This is a genomic window from Desulfoferrobacter suflitae, assembly GCF_022603395.1.
In the GTDB taxonomy this organism is placed as follows: Bacteria; Desulfobacterota; Syntrophobacteria; order Syntrophobacterales; family Syntrophobacteraceae; genus Desulfoferrobacter; species Desulfoferrobacter suflitae.
This window is the reverse complement of sequence record NZ_JAIBKA010000001.1, coordinates 321,323-337,083: the sequence shown is the minus strand read 5'-3', so window position 1 is coordinate 337,083 and position 15,761 is coordinate 321,323. Positions and strand designations below refer to the sequence as shown.

Here is a 15,761-nt window from a genome sequence, read left to right as displayed (position 1 = left end):
CCAATGAAAATTCGTGAGTTGCATTTCATGGCTTTTGGTCCCTTTACGGACCTGAGTTTGGATTTGGCCGAGCGCCCAAATGGGCTGCATATCATTTACGGTCCCAATGAAGCGGGCAAGAGCGCCTCGCTGCGAGCCCTGACGGCACTTTTCTTCGGCATTCCGGAACGTACCCCCGACAATTTCCTGCATGACAATCCAAATCTGCGTATCGCTGCCCGCATCATCCATTCCGACGGTGATGAGCTGTATTTTGTGCGGCGCAAGGGGAGAAAGGATACTCTTCTCGACAGAACCGGCCGGCCCATACCCGAATCGGCGCTGAACAAATATTTGAACGGTGCCGAGGAAGCGTTTTTTTCGACCATGTTTGGTTTGAACCATGAGGTGCTCATCAAGGGGGGCGAACAAATTCTGTGCGGAGGCGGAGCCATCGGCGAGAGCCTGTTTGCGGCCGGTATGGGGAGGACCAACATTCGCGAAGTCATCAGAGGGCTCGAGGAAGAGGCGGCCAGGCTGTTTCTTCCGCGGGGAAGGACGCAGTTGATCCCCCTCAGCATCAACGCCTACCGCGATGCCCGGCAGGCTATGGTGCAGGCGTCTCTTTCCAGTCGTGAATGGAGTGAGCACGATCAGGCCCTGCGCAGTGCCGTATCCGGAAGAGAACGATTGGAGCAGCAGATCCGCTCCATTGAAAAGGAAAAGAGCCGGTTGCAGCGCCTGCACAAAGCGCTCCCCAGAATCGCCGAGCGTAAAGAGCTGATGTTGAAGCTTGGTGCTTTGGGAGAGGTGAAAATACTTTCCCCGAACTTTTCCAAGAAACGTCGGGAAGCGATGCAGAATCTCGACAGGGCCAAGGAAACGGAGCGCATAGCCGGGGAAGCTTTGAGCCGGATCATGGAAAAAGTCGCGAGCCTGACTATTCCGGAGGAGCTTCTGCGCGAGGCCGACCAGGTCACTCAGCTGGTGGAAAGGCTGGGCAGCCACCGGAAGGCGTTCAGGGATCTACCACGCTTGCAGGGCGAAAGAATTGTGCTCGCCTCGGACGCTCAGAATCTATTGAAGGAGCTGAACCCCGGTGCGGCATTTGAAGAAGTTGAAAGATTGCGACTCTCGACCGCCAGGCGAGCCAGAATTCGCGATTTGGGCATCCGCTTTCAGACTCTCCAGGAGCGGTTGCGAAGGGCTCAGCAGGATGTCAAGAAATGTGAGATCAAACTGAATGCCAGAAAGCAGGAGCTGTCCGCCATGCAAACTCCGACCGGCGGCGGTGAGCTTCGGGCGGCCATTGCGCTCGCCCTGCAGGAAGGAAAAATCGAACAGGAGCTACAAAAAGCCGGCCGTGAATTGGAGACTGGTGAGAAGCAGGCGCAGCTGGAGCTCACCAAGCTGGAACTCTGGTCTGGAACTCTCGAGGAGCTGGAAGCCGTCCCAATCCCGTCGGCTGAGACCATCAACCGCTTTGACCTGGAATTGAGCAGCCAACTCAAGCACCTGCAGAATGTGCAGGAGCGCAACAGGGAGAATCACAACCTCAAGCTGGAGCTGGAAGTCAGGCTCAGGGAGCTCCAGCTGAGCGGCCCGGTGCCGACCGAAGTCGATCTCGACACGGCCCGCGGAAGAAGAGAGCACGGCTGGTCTCTGGTGAAACGGGCATGGCTCGAGAGCGATCCCGACCCTGAGTCCGAGCGAACATTCGATCCCGACAATCCGCTGGCGACTGCTTATGAAAAAAGTGTCGAAAGAGCCGACCGCATAGCCGATCGACTGCGCCGGGAGGCTGACCGGGTGGCTCAGGTGGCACATCTCATTTCTCAGGCCCAGAAGTGTGCTGAAGCTCTCACCAGGGGGGAGCGGGAAGAGCGCGAGAGGCAGGCAAAGATCGACGCGTTGCAGCAGGAATGGGTGAAGTTGTGGCGCTCCCTTGGGGCAAATCCTCTGACACCTGCCGAGATGCGGCCGTGGCTTGCCAGGCAGGAGAAGCTGGTTGTGCAAAGCGTTAAACTGAGAGAAGAACAGGGGCGCATTGATGCTCTGCTGCAGCGGATGGAAGCGCATCGCGCCAATTTGGGCCGATGCCTGGAGAGCCTGGGTGAAAAACCGCGCGTGCAGGATGAATCACTGGCATCCCTCATTGTCAGAAGCCAGGCGGTGATTGACAGGATCGACGAAGTGACCGGAAAGTACAAGCTCTTGCAGGAGGCCGTTAAGGCGACGATGGAAGAATCGGCGGCCGCCCGGCAGAGTCTTGCCGGTTGCCAGGGGGACCTGGTCCAGTGGCGCGAGCGATGGAAGGATGCCCTCTCTGTTCTGGGATTGCCCGTCGAGACCTCGCCTGCAGAAGCCAATGCAGTGCTCGACAGGATTGAAGAGCTGTTCAACAAAGTCGACAAAATAACCGGACTGGACCATCGCATCGAGGGGATTTCGAGAGACGGCGAGACGTTCGAAAAGGACGTGACTCAACTGGTGGAAAGGCTTGAACCCGATCTGCGGTCGCTCCCGGCGGAACAGGCGGTTTTGGATCTGCACAAACGTCTTCAGGAGGCCCGCACCGATTCGGCCACTCGACTGGAATTGCAGAATCAGCGGAAGGAAAGAGAACAGACAATGGGTGACGCGAGTGCGGTCATGCGCGATTCCGAACTGAAACTGAAAGAGCTGTGCCGCGAAGCCGGTTGTCAGGAATTTGGCCAACTGGAAGAGATTGAAGAGCGTTCTCTCCAGGCACAGCGCTTGCTGGAGGAATTGAAATCGCTTGAAAAACAGCTGCTGGATTACAGCGGAGGAGCCGGCCTGGATGAGCTCATGGCGGAAGTGGAGGCGGTGGATGCAGATGCATTGCCGGCTCAGATTGCCGCGCTGATGCAGCAGAGTGAAGAATTGGAGGCCAGGCGAGTGGAGTATCTCGAGCAGATCGGTCGAGAAAAGACCCAGTTGGCGCTGATGGACGGCGGCGCCAAAGCGGCGGAAGCCGCTGAGCAAGTGCAATCCGTTTTGACTGATATGCGTGAACACGCCAATCGCTACATTCGTTTGAAGCTCGCCTGTATCATCCTGAATCGGGAAATGGAGCGCTATCGAGCGGAGAATCAGGACCCGGTGCTGAGGAGAGCCGAGGAGCTGTTTGCGCAATTGACGTTGCGCTCTTTTGTCGGGTTGCAGCCCGATTTCAATGAAGCCGACCAGCCGATCCTCCTCGGGATTCGTCCTGCAGGAGAGCGGGTGGGCGTGCAGGGCATGAGCGACGGGTCGCGCGATCAACTTTACCTGGCCCTGCGCCTGGCAAGTCTTGAGAGGTATTTGGAGCATAATGAGCCGATGCCGTTTATCGTGGACGATATCCTGATCAACTTTGACGATCAGCGCGCCGAAGCCACATTGAGAGTACTGGCGGATCTCTCGAAAAAGACCCAGATCATCTTCTTCACCCACCATGTTCATTTACTGGAATTGGCCCAGGCGGCCGGTTTGCCCCACCAGGTATTGAGGCTGGGGCATTGACGGCGGGCAGTGCGGCGGTTGCCCTTGGGCAAATGACGGGGTGCGGATTTCCCGGCCCAACCGATGGTCCTTCTTCTTTTTGGCGGGCATTTGCATTATGATGGATGCGCAATCGCTTCCCAGAGGGTAGTCACGATGGTTGATTCATGGATCAGCACTTTTTATGCATTTCTTGAGAGAATTCCTTATTCTCATCCGGTTCATCCCACCCAGGCCCATATGCCCATAGGCCTTGTGGTGGGGGCCTTTGTTTTTTGCCTGGGTGCGGTACTTTTGCGCCGCGCCGGACTGTTCAGGACCGCTCGCCATTGCATGGGACTGGCGCTCTTTTTTTGGTTCCCAACGGTTTTGTTCGGATTCATGGACTGGCAGCACTTCTTTGGCGGAGCGTGGATCTTTGCCTTTAAAATGAAAATGCTGCTGGCGGTGCTGCTGCTGGTGCTTCTGCTCGCAGGAATTTTTGCGGCGCGGCGTGAAGAGCTGCCGGGGAAAGCACTGACGGCTATTTACCTTGGCTGTTTTCTGACGGTCGGTGGTTTGGGTTATTTTGGCGGTGAGATAGTTTTTGCGGGAAAAGGTGCCCAGGAAAGTCTGCAGCAAGCTGGAGCCGGACTCTATGCATCCAATTGCGCGGGGTGCCATCCCCGCGGGGGCAACGTCATGAACGCGGGCAAACCCGTTAAAGGCTCCCAGAAGCTGACTGATTTCGATACGTTCTTGACGTGGATTCGATCTCCCGATGCTCCCATGCCGGCATTTTCGGAATCGGCCTTGAGCAGGCGGCAGGCGGCCGAGCTTTACGGCTATGTGAACCATGTCATGAAATAGCGGCAGTCTGCTCTGGGAAGCGATAGAATCAGCGAGTCTGCAAACAGAATGAGGGAGTAAAAAATGCTATTGGCGGTTGTTTCCGGTTTTGCTGCTGCTCTCTTTGCGCCTTTCATTCATCGCAGGCTGCCTCGTTACAGCGGGTGGCTGTTTGCTACCCTGCCGGCGGGGCTATTCGTCTACTTTGTGAGTTTTTCAGGGCGCATTGCAGAGGCCGAGCCCCCCAGGTTTGCGTACACCTGGCTTGGCTCCCTCGGGATCGACCTGACATTTCATGTGGATGGCCTGAGCCTGCTGTTTGCTCTGCTGATCGCCGCCATAGGCGCATTGGTGATCGTCTATTCGGGGAGCTACCTGGCAGGGCACGCGGAGCAGGGAATATTTTTCAGCCACATGCTCGCCTTCATGGCCTCGATGCTTGGACTGGTACTGGCCGATAATGCCATCGTTTTATTCATCTTCTGGGAATTGACCAGCCTCAGCTCGTATTTTCTCATCGGGTTTGACCATCGCCGGGCTGGCGCGCGACACGCAGCCCTGCAGGCGCTGTTGGTGACCGGCCTGGGTGGACTGGCGCTGCTCGCCGGTTTGATTCTCATGGGCAGCGTGTTCGGCACGCTGGAGATTTCACAGTGGATGCTGACCGGAGATGCCATCCGCTTTCATGTGCTCTATCTTCCCATTGTGTTGCTCATTGCCGGCGCTGCCTTCACCAAGTCGGCGCAAATTCCCTTCCACTTCTGGCTTCCCAATGCCATGGAGGCACCGGCGCCGGTGAGCACCTATCTGCACTCGGCGACCATGGTGAAAGCGGGCATTTATCTTCTGGCGCGTCTCAACCCCGTGTTGGGCGATACGGTAATGTGGAGTGCCCTCGTGACAACCTTCGGGGCTGCCACCATGGTCACTGGAGCCTATCTCGCGCTGGTACACGTGGACTTGAAGCGGATTCTTGCCTACACTACCATCAGCGCGCTGGGCATGATGACCATGCTGCTTGGCATCGGCACTCCGATTGCCATACAGGCGTGTGTCGTCTTTCTTTTGGCTCATGCGCTGTATAAGGGTGCACTGTTCTTGGTGGCCGGGGCCATTGACCATGCAACCGGGGTGCGGGATGCCACGCGACTGGGTGGCCTCTTTGGCCAGATGCCGGTGGTGGCCATAGCGGGTTTGGTGGCCGCCTTGTCGAGTGCCGGAGTTCCGCCTCACCTGGGCTTTGTGGGGAAGGAACTGGTTTATCAGGCGCTTTCCGAGCACCTTTTGAACGCAATTTTGTTGGGGGCGATGCTTCTCACAAGCATCTCATTTGTGGCCGTCGCCGGTGTGGTCGGGTACCGTCCATTTTTTGAAGGGATGAGGGATGTTGCGCGAGAACCGCATCCGCCCGGGTTGAGTCTTTGTCTGGGTCCTGCTTTGCTCGCGGCCCTGGGGTTGATCATCGGCGTGGCGCCCGGCCTGGTGGAACACTGGCTGGTTGCCCCTGCCGCCAGTGCCATAGGGTTTCAACCGGTTGCGGTCGAATTGGCCCTCTGGCACGGTTTCCATTATAATCTACTGCTCACCCTGTTTGCCTTTGCAACCGGTATGTTCGTCTATTCCAGGTGGGATGGATTTCGCGCGGTCTGTACCAGCCTCGATGCTTCCGCGTCATTTGGGCCGGCGCGCGGTTACGACCTGCTGCTGACCGCCACTTCAGCCGCTGCCCGTGCAACGACTCGCATTTTGCAGAGCGGCCACCTGCATTTTTATCTGCTCACCATCGTGGTGACGGCCATCGCCTTGATCGGCGGCTCGCTGCTCACCCAGCACCTGCCTTTGGGGGTTTCCCGCTGGTCGGATGTGCGCATCCACGAGTTTGTTCTGGCCGTTCTGGTTCTGGCGGCTACTGTTCTGGTGGTGCGTGCGAGGAAACTGATCACCGCGGTGGTCTCCCTGGGGGTCGTGGGCTATGGGGTCGCGCTGTTTTTTTTGTTTTTTAGTGCGCCGGATCTGGCCATGACTCAATTTGCCATTGAATCCCTGAGTGTTCTGCTGCTGGTGCTGGTGCTCTTTCGACTGCCCGAAATCGAGCGCTATTCCAGGACTTCGGAACGCGTGCGCGATGCGGTGCCGGCCTTGATTTTCGGCGGCCTGATGACGATTCTTGTGCTGACCGTCACCGCCTTGTCCAGGGAAGCCCGTTTGGCTCCGTTTTTTGCCGAACACAGCTACCCCGACGCCAAAGGGATGAATGTGGTCAATGTCATTCTGGTGGATTTTCGTGGCCTGGACACCATGGGAGAGATCACGGTGCTTTCCATCGCCGCCATTGGCGTCTTCTCCCTGTTGAAATTATTTCTGAAGGGGAAAAGAGAGTCGGAGGGGAACCCATGAGCTCGCTGATTCTGTCTGCAGCCACCCGCTACCTTCTGCCGCTGTTGCTGCTGTTGTCGGTTTACCTGTTGCTGCGCGGGCACAACCTGCCGGGCGGCGGATTTGTCGGCGGTTTGGTCGGAGCAGCCGCCTTTGCTCTCCATTGCATCGCTCACGGGGTGGAGACGTCCAAACGTGTGCTGCGCGTCCAGCCGAGAACCTTGATAGCCGTCGGACTGCTCACCGCTGCCCTCAGCGGCAGTCTGTCGCTGTTTGCAGGCCGGCCCTTCATGACCGGCATCTGGAACAGTGATGGGCTGACAATTCTGGGGAAGATAGGCACGCCCGCGGTGTTCGATATGGGGGTCTACCTTGTGGTTCTTGGTGTGGTTTTGACAATCATTTATTCGCTCTCGGAGGAATAAAGTGGAAGTCACCCTGGCCTTTGTCATCGGCGGCCTTTACGCTGCGGGGATTTACCTGATGATGCGCCGCAGCATCGTCAAGCTCATCATTGGGCTGGCATTGCTGGGGCATGCGGCCAATCTGCTGATTTTCACCATCGGCAGGCTGGTACGGGGTGCTCCCCCAATCATCGACCACGGCAAGACTCACCTGATCGGTCAATTTGCCGATCCGGTTCCAGAGGCGCTGATATTGACGGCTATCGTGATCGGCTTTGGCGTATCCGCCTTTGCCATTGTCCTGATCTGGCGCTCCCATGAAACCGTCGGCACAGACGATCTGGATGAGATGCGGTCCACCGACAGCTTTGACTAACAGCCGGGACTAAACAATGAACATTTTGCTGATCCTCCCAATCCTGATTCCCTTGCTGACCGCCATCTCCTCGCTGCTGGCCTGGCGCAATCGCAGTCTGCAGCGGGTCTTCAGTACCACCGGCGCCTGTGCTTTGTTTGGGGTCAGTCTGGCATTGTTCGCTGTGGTTTGGCAGGACGGCGTTCAGGCCAGCCAAATGGGCAACTGGCCGGCGCCTTTCGGCATTACCATGGTCGCCGATCTGTTCAGCGCGCTGATGGTTGTTCTTACCGGCCTGACGGGGCTTGGTGTGGTGGTCTATTCGTTGGCGGCAATCGACCCCGAGCGCGAATCGTTCGGGTTTCATGCACTCATGCATTTTCTTCTGATGGGCGTGTGCGGAGCATTTCTAACGGGCGATATCTTCAACCTGTACGTCTGGTTTGAGGTCCTTTTGATTTCCTCCTTTGTGCTGCTGCAGCTCGGCGGAGAAAAGGCCCAGCTGGAAGGCGCCATCAAGTATGTGACCATCAACCTGGTTTCCTCGGCTCTGTTTTTGACGGCCATTGCCATTCTTTACGGCATGGTTGGCACGCTCAACATGGCCGACCTGGCGGTGCAGCTGAAAAGCGCCGATCGGCAGGAAATGCTTACCACCGTGTCCGTTCTGTTCTTGCTCGCATTTGGGATCAAGGCGGCAATTTTCCCGTTGTTCTTCTGGCTGCCGGCTTCTTACCACACCCCGCCGGCTCCCGTTTCCGCCATATTTGCCGGGCTGCTGACCAAGGTGGGCGTGTATGCCCTGGTTCGAGTTTTCACCCTGATGTTTGTGCAACAGTCGGAACAGCTGAGCCGGCTGATCCTCGTTGCGGCGGGTCTGACCATGACAACCGGCATTTTAGGTGCGCTCGTACAAAATGATTTCAGGCGCGTCCTCTCGTTTAACCTGGTGAGCCACATCGGCTATATGATCATGGGGCTGGGGCTGTTCACTCCTCTGGCCCTTGCGGGCACCGTGTTTTACACCATCCACGATGTGCTGGTGAAAACGTGCCTGTTTTTGGTGGGGGGGATCATCTACCGTCTGCGGGGCACGTATAAACTGTCAAAGCTGGGAGGGCTCTACCAAGCCCGACCAGTGGTTGCCGTTGTTTTCCTCGTTCCGGCTCTCTCCCTTGCGGGCGTACCGCCCCTCTCCGGGTTCTGGGGTAAATTCATCCTGATCAAAGCGGGCCTCGATCGGCAGGCCTATCTCATGGTGGCTGTGGCTCTGGTGGTGGGTTTGCTGACCCTTTACTCGATGGCCATTGTCTGGTCGGAAGCCTTTTGGAAAAGGGCGCCGGACGATCGGCAAGCCGAAGCGCCCTTGTTGCCGACAGCGCAACTTCATTCCCGGCTGTTGTACTTCATTCCAGTGGGGGTGCTGGCCTGCTTGATGGTTCTCATCGGAGCCCTGCCTGAGCCTTTTTATGACATTGCCGGCCGTGCTGCAGAACAGCTGATGAATCCAACCGACTACGTGAGGACGGTCCTGGGGAGATTGCCATGAAGACCCTTTTGCTGAATCTTTTGCTGACCATAGCCTGGATGGCCCTGACCGGGCAGTTCCTGCTTTCCAACTTTATTGTGGGGTTCGCCGTCGCCTACCTGATCCTGTGGCTGGCTCAGGTGGAAGCCGATCCCTCGGGATATTTTGCCCGGGTCCCCAAGATGATCGCCTTGTTGACCTTTTTCCTCTGGGAATTGATCAAAGCCAATCTGAAGGTGGCCTACGACGTCCTTTCTCCCAAATGGCACATGCGACCGGGCGTGGTGGCGATTCCCCTGGAGCTCACATCGGACCTCGAAATCACCCTGCTCGCCAATCTCATAACCCTCACGCCGGGAACCCTCAGTTTGGACGTATCGACCGATCGCAAGGTACTCTACGTTCATTCCATGTATATCGACGATGTGAACGAATTTCAGCGGCAAATCAAGGATGGATTCGAACGTAGGATTCGGGAGGTGTTTCAATGAGTCTGCTGCAGATATCACTGGGTATGGCCGTGTTGCTTTTGAGCATCACGGTGGTCCTGGCTTTTGTGCGCCTGTTGATCGGGCCCAGCCTTCCCGATCGGGTGGTGGCCCTGGATTTGATGTCGACCGTCGGGATTGGGGCTGTCGCCGTGTATGCCATCGCCACCAGGGCTCCGGTCTTTTTGGATGTGGCCAGTGTATTGGCGCTCGTCTCATTTTTGGGAGTGATTGCTTTCGCTTATTATGTTGCCAAAAGAGGGCAGGCTGAAGAGCTGTCTCGAGAGCAGTCGGTGCAGCGTATCGAAGATTCCTGACTCGAGGAAAGGACAATGCAAGAGGCAGTCAGTGCGATTCTGTTGATCATCGGCAGTGCCTTCATGTTCATTGCCGGCCTGGGTATTGTGCGCATGCCCGACCTTTTTATGCGCATGTCATGCGCCACCAAAGCCTCTACCCTGGGTGTGGGCTTCATATTGCTGGCACTGGCGGTCCATTTTGGTCAGTTCGGGGTGAGCAGCCGTGCAACGGCAACCATTATCTTTGTAGTGGTAACGGCTCCGGTGGCCGCTCACATGATCGGTCGATCAGCCTACATCGTGCAGGTTCCCCTTTGGAAAAACTCCATCATTGACCACCTGTGCGATCGCTATGATCGATGCAAACTGGAGCTGGGCAGTTATGCCCATGAGAGAACGGATGACCCCGGAGGGGACTGAGTGGAGCAAGGCGCCGGTTTGTACGCGCAAACTTCCGCATTGGTGGCCGGAGTGTTCAATCACCGTCATCTTGGCATGGGGAATGGTTTGTGCGATGAATTGTTGGCCCCCAGGCCGCGAATGAGAGTCAGATTCGGTTTCATCGTCCCATCATTGCCTCGTTCCTTCTGCAGGTCTCCTCAAGGCTCCAGCTGCTTTCTATCCTCTTGCGGCGGGAGCTGTTCACGCCGCTCCTGTTCCAGCTGAAACTGTTTGTCGATGCGATATTTCTCCAGGGTGAGCTGATTTTCCATCATCTTTTTGGAAAGCTTGTAGCGCAGAAAGGCGATCCAGCTAATGAACAAAGCCAAGCAGATGAGCGCTCCCAAAAATAGTCCCTTGTGCTCCTGAACCGCATACACGCTGGATGAGACCATGTTCCAGAAAAAATTGGGCACCAGCCAGAACAGCAATACCAGAAACAGCACCAGTGCTCCAATGGTAAACACAGAAACACTGCTCATCAGCCGCGACCAGGAAAGAAGGGCCTGCTTTCTGCCGTCAAACATGAGCGGATCTGCATTGTCCGGTGGTTCTTCACCATAGATCAGGGAAAGATAAACTTTAATGAGGAACGAAACCAGGAGAATCAAGCCGATGGGAATACCGACCGACGCCACGACCCATTCTCTTACCGGGAAAGGTTTGTATTCGGTGGTGATTTCTATTACGTAATTATCCAGTGCCCCGTGGTGCCTTTCAAAGTACGGGCGGTGAATGTGCCCGACGGTGCTGCCCGGGGTGCGATAGACTACCTGGCCGTTCTGGTTTTTGACTTCAACGAAAGAGCGGTCGCCGGAAGAAGCCGACGCGGCGATGAAAATCAGTAGCTCGATAGCGAGAAACAAAAATACGCTGACTCCCAAAACGAGCTTCAGGTTCCTTTTTCCTTCGAAGACATCCAAGAGGCGAAGTTTATTGGGCATTCGTCTGTTTCCTTCATCCTGTCCAGCAGCAGATCCGCTACCCGCACCGCCGCGCAATGCAGCAATAAAGTAACCAAACTTTGGCATATTGCAAATGAATTTGAAGGCTGTCTGCCGCGGCAGTGCAAAGCCCGGCTGAATGAAATGCGGTTGAAATGGAGAGAAAAGGATGGCTCAGGGTTTGCCTGGAAGGGTCCGTGACAGCTGGTGATAAGGAACCTTCAGCTGTCACGGATGTGTTGTTGGTCTTCAAGGTTAACGTCTGGCATAACCTGCTCCTTGTTAGAGTCCCAACCTGGCTACGGCTATGCTGCCAAGCGCTGCCGCCAGGCCGAGAATGTAAAAGAGTGAGACCATTCCCAGATACCTGCGCAGTGTTCGATTACACATGGCATCCACCCCCTTTCTTTGATTTCCCCCCAACCACCCACCCACCCTTATCCAAGGGTTGAGGTCATCAAACAAAATGAAGTAGAAGCAAATTTAGGTATACTTATCAAGAAGGCACTACACGTGTCTACAAAAAACCGGAAGAAATCGTAAAAAGATAAGTAAATCAAACACTTGTTAATGCAGTATGGGAACGGCGGGGAGCTCCCGTGCGATTCAAGCGACTCGATTGCTCTGTGAGTCTTGCGCTGCAACCTGTTCGTTGTGCCGCAATGGGCTGAGATTTTCAGGTTGGCAAACGACCGTTTCGCCCTCTTTGATCAGCAGGTAATAAGTGATGCCCAGAGCGAGCACGACCGCGGCCGTGGCCCACACGTACCGGGCGTCCAGTTTGTTGAAGTCAAAAATGATGACCTTTCGTGCGACAGCCATGAGAGCGGTCGCGACCACCAGTTTGACATGTATGACGTCTTTTCTCAGGTACAGCGAGATGTTCATGAATATTTCGATGGCGATCAGCACCGCCATGAATGCGCCAAATGTGTTGAGGATGTCGCTGATATTCAGCAGCAGAAAAGGGGGTTCTCCCAGCTGGTTATAAAGCACATAGATGACATCCCAGATCCCCCAGATGATGACAAATATCATCAGTACCGCCAGAACTCTGACCGCCAGCCGAATGATGGCATGCAGAAAGTTGATGAAAGGGTCATCCGTATGGGATGAGAGAGACTCCTCGGAAATTTTTGGGACAGACTTTTCAGGTGCCATGATTAACTTCTCTTTGAAAAAAGGATTCTTTCTTTGCTTCCGATCTTTAAAATAAGATGTTCCAATGCGAGTGTAAATTCAATTCAACGGGATCTACTGCAACAGGGACAGAGAGGCGATAGGCCATGCAACCCATGAAGATCATGATACTGATGACCATCGTTATCGGGTTGGTAGGGGTGTTGTTTAAACGAAACTTGCTGTTGCGGATTCTCTCTTTGGACGTCATGAGCACCGGCATCATAAGCCTGTTTGTGTTCACCGCGGCCCGGTCCGGACGGCGCGCGCCGACCATCGTTACAAACCCTGCCAGTCCCTATGCCGACCCTGTTCCGCAGGCGGTCGTACTCACTTCTATAGTGATTGGATTTTCCATCGTCGCATTGCTGCTCGTTTGCGCTATTTCCCTTGCGAAGCGGTTTCCCACCCTTGATGTCAAAGAGATTGAAAGGTACAGAGAGGACTGAATGCTGTTTGCTCTGGTTCTCGGCCCGCTTGCTGCCGGTGTCATTGGTGTTCTCATTCCGCGGATCGCTGTGGGGATGCTGCTGCTGAGCTTTCTGCTGACCTGCAGCAGCAGTCTGTTCATTATCCTTGCTGGGATCACCCTGCGCTACCATCTGATCGACAGCTATGGTGTCGCCATCATGGCCGATCCCACCGCCGCGTGGTTCATGCTCACCAATGGTGTGGTGTTTACCGCTGTGCTGATCTACATCATCCAGCGCAAGCGCCTTCCCTTCTTCCTGATGTTGATGGCTTTCCTGCACGGGTCGCTGAATGCATGCTTTGTTGCAGACGACCTGTTCAATCTCTACGTGGTGCTGGAGCTCACTACCATCATTGCCTTTCTGATGATCGGCTGCACGCTGAAGGACCGGCATTTGTGGAACGCGCTGCGCTACCTTTTTCTGAGCAACATCGGCATGCTCTTTTTTCTGATCGGAACCATCATGGTTTATGAATCCTCAGGAGATTTTGCCCTGGCAAGCCTGACAGAAGCGCCGCATGCCGCTTCGCTGCTGATCATCACCGGTCTGCTGGTCAAAGGCGGGGTGTTTCTGCCGGGGCTGTGGCTGCCCCATGCTCACTCGCAGGCAGAAACCCCGGTGTCGGCCATACTTTCGGGTGTGGTGGTCAAAATGGGCCTGCTGCCTCTCATTCGATTGGCTGAGCTCTCCCCCGGGTTGGGCTCCGTGGTCAGCGTTATAGGCATTTGCGCTGCCGTGCTGGGTATCACTTTGGCCGCCTTTGAGCGCGATATCAAGCGCTTTCTGGCGTGCTCCACCCTGTCCCAGGTGGGCTTTGTTCTGGTTGCGCCCGCGGCTGGAGCCCTGTATGCCTTCGGCCACGGAGTGGCGAAAGCCTCACTGTTTCTTGCCACTGCGAATCTGCCCACGCGAGATTTGCCAACGTTGCGGGAGAACGGTGTTTCAGCAATCTCTATGACAGCGCTGACCGCCGCCGGCCTGTCCATTTGCGGGGTGCCCCTGATGGTCGGCTTCAACGCAAAAACCGCGGTCTTTCAATCCCTCGTCTCGTGGCAGTATTGGGTCATGCTGGCGGCGGCGACGTGCACCGCCGGGCTGCTGGCACGTCTCTTGTTTTTGCCCGTGCGTGAGCGTGATGCGCAGCCAGGGTCGCTGGATCACTGGCAGGCGTTATTGTTCCTGACCGGTATCATGCTGCTGTTTGGAATCATTGGTGTACCGGAAGCTTTCTCCGACTGGGCCAAAGCCGCCATCACGTTGCTTGTCGGCTGGCTGCTGCACCGCTTGTTTCTCGGGCGGTTGAACCGGATTGAACTGCCGGCGGACTGGGAGCATTTCGAACATCTAGTGGGTATGACCTGTGTGATGCTGTTGATTCTTCTGCTGTTTGGAGTAATGCCATGAGTGGGCCGATATTGCTAAGCTTTCTCTTTTGGGTCTTGTTGACGGCCGATTTTTCCTGGGTGAATCTCACCGTTGGGGCACTGGCTTCGGTGGCCGTCGCCTTTCTGCCGAAACATAAGGTGTCTGCCTGGCGAATGTCCGTCACCGGGATTCGAATTTTGACCATGCTGCCGGCAGCCGTCGGTCAGGCAATCCAGATCATGGTCTTGCCGCACCGCTATGAACGCATCTACAGCGATCGACTCGAAGAGTCCGGCAATGCCTGGAAAGTGTTCGAAGCAGTATTCCTGATCACGCTCACTCCCAAGTCTCTTGCCATCAGCGAAGTATCGGAAGAAAAAATAAATGTTCATGAACTTGAGCGGAAGACTCGATCATGATGTACTTGATGGCCTTGATGCTCTTGGCGCTGCTCATTCCCATTGTCCATTCGGTCCGCTGCGGGGATATCTGGGAGCAGATGCTGTGCTATGCCAGCGTCTCGACTAAGGCCGCTGTCATTGTGATCGTCTTTTCCGTTTTGCGGGACGATTCGATGATTGGGTTGGTGGCGGTGGTCGCCCTAAGCCTGGGCAACGCGGACCTCATGCTGCTGGCGCATTTACTGAAACGATTGGAAGACAGATGCGACTGATTATGGGCACGGCCATGGTGGCGGTGGGCGTTTTGTTCTGGCTGTGGGGCACCGCGAAGCTGCCGGGCAACAAATCCTACCTCTGGAAGCTGCACGCTTTGGGCATTTCGGACACCCTCGGCTCGCTTTTCATCGTCGTCGGATTGCTGCTGCGCTCACCCGCCCAATGGCACAATTTGCTGCTGCCGCTGGGATCAATCCTCTTCTGGGGTGTTATGCTTGCCTTTATTTTGGCCAAATCGGTTGCCAGGCGGAGCGATTCGTGAATTATATCGAACTGGCCATAGTTGCCTTGCTGCCTATCACGGCATTGTTTACGGTCATACAGAGAAGGCCTTATTTCGCCCTGATCTCGAGAGGCATCATGGGTGTGGCCGCAACCCTGATTTATGCTCTGCTTGGTGCCCCCGACGTCGCGCTGACCGAAGCCCTGATTGGTACCTTGCTGACCATACTGCTGTATGCCATCGCCGTCCGTTCCTCCATGGTGCTGCGATTCGGCTGGGTGGCAGACTTTGGTGTGGAGCCGGACGGGCCGGCCTGCAGCCCGATGTTTGAACCCGTTCGCCTGTTCTGCGCACACCATGAGCTGGCGCTGCGCTATCTCTATTTTGATGACTGGGAGTCGCTGTTGGACGCGTTGCAGAAAGGCGCCATTGACGCCGTTTACGGGCCCGCCGGCCTGGTTGCGGAAAAAACCTCACACCTGACCTTCGTTGAACCTCCGCGGGACGCCGCCCATGCAGTTTGTCTGGCGCGTCACGGTGATTCCATCGGCAGGAAGATGAAGAGTTTTTTTGCTGAGGCCGAACTGTTCGTTTGCACCCTGGGAGCCTCTGCGAGAACCTCGGGCTTGCATCATGCCGGTCCAAATGGGAATTCGCAACCAAGCAGGGGTACTGGATTTTGGCATTCGTTGGAATGA

The 15,761-nt window shown here is 55.9% G+C and carries 17 protein-coding genes; 15 read left to right on the top strand and 2 right to left on the bottom strand.

Annotated features, from left to right (window positions below; all coding sequences use genetic code 11):
- Window positions 1-3 precede the first annotated feature (3 nt).
- The 9 genes from K1V27_RS01610 (at window position 4) to mnhG (ending at window position 10,181) form a co-directional block, all read left to right on the top strand.
- Window positions 4-3,504 (top strand): YhaN family protein, encoded by a 3,501-nt coding sequence (locus K1V27_RS01610; RefSeq protein WP_258927773.1) that lies wholly within the window; start codon window positions 4-6, stop codon window positions 3,502-3,504.
- Window positions 3,505-3,639: 135 nt separating this feature from the next.
- Window positions 3,640-4,332, top strand: coding sequence for a c-type cytochrome (locus K1V27_RS01605; protein WP_258927772.1), 693 nt, complete (start codon window positions 3,640-3,642; stop codon window positions 4,330-4,332).
- 63 nt (window positions 4,333-4,395) lie between these two features.
- On the top strand, window positions 4,396-6,708 hold the full coding sequence (locus tag K1V27_RS01600; RefSeq protein ID WP_258927771.1) for a putative monovalent cation/H+ antiporter subunit A: 2,313 nt from the start codon (window positions 4,396-4,398) through the stop codon (window positions 6,706-6,708).
- Window positions 6,705-7,112, top strand: coding sequence for a Na+/H+ antiporter subunit B (locus K1V27_RS01595; RefSeq protein ID WP_258927770.1), 408 nt, complete (start codon window positions 6,705-6,707; stop codon window positions 7,110-7,112). Before K1V27_RS01600 ends, K1V27_RS01595 begins: the two co-directional genes overlap by 4 nt.
- A gap of 1 nt (window position 7,113) precedes the next feature.
- Window positions 7,114-7,467, top strand: a complete 354-nt coding sequence (locus K1V27_RS01590) for a Na+/H+ antiporter subunit C (protein ID WP_258927769.1) — start codon at window positions 7,114-7,116, stop codon at window positions 7,465-7,467.
- A 16-nt stretch (window positions 7,468-7,483) separates the two neighbouring features.
- On the top strand, window positions 7,484-8,995 hold the full coding sequence (locus tag K1V27_RS01585) for a Na+/H+ antiporter subunit D (protein WP_258927768.1): 1,512 nt from the start codon (window positions 7,484-7,486) through the stop codon (window positions 8,993-8,995).
- Window positions 8,992-9,465, top strand: a complete 474-nt coding sequence (locus tag K1V27_RS01580) for a Na+/H+ antiporter subunit E (protein WP_258927767.1) — start codon at window positions 8,992-8,994, stop codon at window positions 9,463-9,465. The genes K1V27_RS01585 and K1V27_RS01580 overlap by 4 nt, the downstream gene beginning before the upstream one ends.
- Window positions 9,462-9,779: a cation:proton antiporter gene (locus tag K1V27_RS01575; RefSeq protein ID WP_258927766.1), complete on the top strand. Its 318-nt coding sequence runs from the start codon at window positions 9,462-9,464 to the stop codon at window positions 9,777-9,779. Before K1V27_RS01580 ends, K1V27_RS01575 begins: the two co-directional genes overlap by 4 nt.
- A gap of 15 nt (window positions 9,780-9,794) precedes the next feature.
- Window positions 9,795-10,181: a monovalent cation/H(+) antiporter subunit G gene (gene mnhG, locus K1V27_RS01570; RefSeq protein ID WP_258927765.1), complete on the top strand. Its 387-nt coding sequence runs from the start codon at window positions 9,795-9,797 to the stop codon at window positions 10,179-10,181.
- Between the two features lie 179 nt (window positions 10,182-10,360).
- On the opposite strand, the gene K1V27_RS01565 is transcribed toward mnhG, so the two are convergent.
- Together K1V27_RS01565 and K1V27_RS01560 are read right to left on the bottom strand one after the other, a co-directional pair.
- Entirely contained in the window at window positions 10,361-11,146 is a 786-nt protein-coding gene (locus K1V27_RS01565; RefSeq protein WP_258927764.1) for a hypothetical protein, read from the bottom strand.
- Between the two features lie 606 nt (window positions 11,147-11,752).
- Window positions 11,753-12,307, bottom strand: a complete 555-nt coding sequence (locus K1V27_RS01560) for a phosphate-starvation-inducible PsiE family protein (protein ID WP_258927763.1) — start codon at window positions 12,305-12,307, stop codon at window positions 11,753-11,755.
- A gap of 125 nt (window positions 12,308-12,432) precedes the next feature.
- Between K1V27_RS01560 and K1V27_RS01555 the strand changes: the two genes are divergently transcribed.
- From K1V27_RS01555 to K1V27_RS01530, 6 genes are read left to right on the top strand one after another with little or no spacing between them, the layout of a single operon-like run.
- Window positions 12,433-12,774, top strand: a complete 342-nt coding sequence (locus tag K1V27_RS01555; protein WP_258927762.1) for a cation:proton antiporter subunit C — start codon at window positions 12,433-12,435, stop codon at window positions 12,772-12,774.
- Window positions 12,775-14,202 (top strand): proton-conducting transporter transmembrane domain-containing protein, encoded by a 1,428-nt coding sequence (locus tag K1V27_RS01550; RefSeq protein ID WP_258927761.1) that lies wholly within the window; start codon window positions 12,775-12,777, stop codon window positions 14,200-14,202.
- The gene (locus K1V27_RS01545) at window positions 14,199-14,582 is read left to right on the top strand and encodes a Na+/H+ antiporter subunit E (RefSeq protein WP_258927760.1); all 384 of its coding nucleotides are present in this window, start codon (window positions 14,199-14,201) and stop codon (window positions 14,580-14,582) included. The genes K1V27_RS01550 and K1V27_RS01545 overlap by 4 nt, the downstream gene beginning before the upstream one ends.
- Window positions 14,579-14,836 carry a hypothetical protein gene (locus K1V27_RS01540; protein WP_258927759.1) on the top strand — a complete coding sequence of 86 codons (258 nt, stop codon included), beginning with the start codon at window positions 14,579-14,581 and terminating at the stop codon, window positions 14,834-14,836. The genes K1V27_RS01545 and K1V27_RS01540 overlap by 4 nt, the downstream gene beginning before the upstream one ends.
- Window positions 14,827-15,102 carry a monovalent cation/H(+) antiporter subunit G gene (locus K1V27_RS01535; RefSeq protein ID WP_258927758.1) on the top strand — a complete coding sequence of 92 codons (276 nt, stop codon included), beginning with the start codon at window positions 14,827-14,829 and terminating at the stop codon, window positions 15,100-15,102. Before K1V27_RS01540 ends, K1V27_RS01535 begins: the two co-directional genes overlap by 10 nt.
- On the top strand, window positions 15,099-15,761 hold the full coding sequence (locus K1V27_RS01530; RefSeq protein WP_258927757.1) for a hydrogenase subunit MbhD domain-containing protein: 663 nt from the start codon (window positions 15,099-15,101) through the stop codon (window positions 15,759-15,761). The genes K1V27_RS01535 and K1V27_RS01530 overlap by 4 nt, the downstream gene beginning before the upstream one ends.

Excerpts from the sequence above, each read along its gene's own strand:
- K1V27_RS01555 (WP_258927762.1), top strand. The coding sequence starts at position 12,433 with ATGCAACCCATGAAGATCATGATACTGATGACCATCGTTATCGGGTTG.
- K1V27_RS01610 (WP_258927773.1), top strand. The coding sequence starts at position 4 with ATGAAAATTCGTGAGTTGCATTTCATGGCTTTTGGTCCCTTTACGGAC.
- K1V27_RS01565 (WP_258927764.1), bottom strand. The coding sequence starts at position 11,146 with ATGCCCAATAAACTTCGCCTCTTGGATGTCTTCGAAGGAAAAAGGAAC.
- K1V27_RS01585 (WP_258927768.1), top strand. The coding sequence starts at position 7,484 with ATGAACATTTTGCTGATCCTCCCAATCCTGATTCCCTTGCTGACCGCC.
- K1V27_RS01595 (WP_258927770.1), top strand. The coding sequence starts at position 6,705 with ATGAGCTCGCTGATTCTGTCTGCAGCCACCCGCTACCTTCTGCCGCTG.
- K1V27_RS01575 (WP_258927766.1), top strand. The coding sequence starts at position 9,462 with ATGAGTCTGCTGCAGATATCACTGGGTATGGCCGTGTTGCTTTTGAGC.
- K1V27_RS01560 (WP_258927763.1), bottom strand. The coding sequence starts at position 12,307 with ATGGCACCTGAAAAGTCTGTCCCAAAAATTTCCGAGGAGTCTCTCTCA.
- K1V27_RS01580 (WP_258927767.1), top strand. The coding sequence starts at position 8,992 with ATGAAGACCCTTTTGCTGAATCTTTTGCTGACCATAGCCTGGATGGCC.
- mnhG (WP_258927765.1), top strand. The coding sequence starts at position 9,795 with ATGCAAGAGGCAGTCAGTGCGATTCTGTTGATCATCGGCAGTGCCTTC.
- K1V27_RS01535 (WP_258927758.1), top strand. The coding sequence starts at position 14,827 with ATGCGACTGATTATGGGCACGGCCATGGTGGCGGTGGGCGTTTTGTTC.
- K1V27_RS01600 (WP_258927771.1), top strand. The coding sequence starts at position 4,396 with ATGCTATTGGCGGTTGTTTCCGGTTTTGCTGCTGCTCTCTTTGCGCCT.
- K1V27_RS01605 (WP_258927772.1), top strand. The coding sequence starts at position 3,640 with ATGGTTGATTCATGGATCAGCACTTTTTATGCATTTCTTGAGAGAATT.
- K1V27_RS01540 (WP_258927759.1), top strand. The coding sequence starts at position 14,579 with ATGATGTACTTGATGGCCTTGATGCTCTTGGCGCTGCTCATTCCCATT.
- K1V27_RS01545 (WP_258927760.1), top strand. The coding sequence starts at position 14,199 with ATGAGTGGGCCGATATTGCTAAGCTTTCTCTTTTGGGTCTTGTTGACG.
- K1V27_RS01550 (WP_258927761.1), top strand. The coding sequence starts at position 12,775 with ATGCTGTTTGCTCTGGTTCTCGGCCCGCTTGCTGCCGGTGTCATTGGT.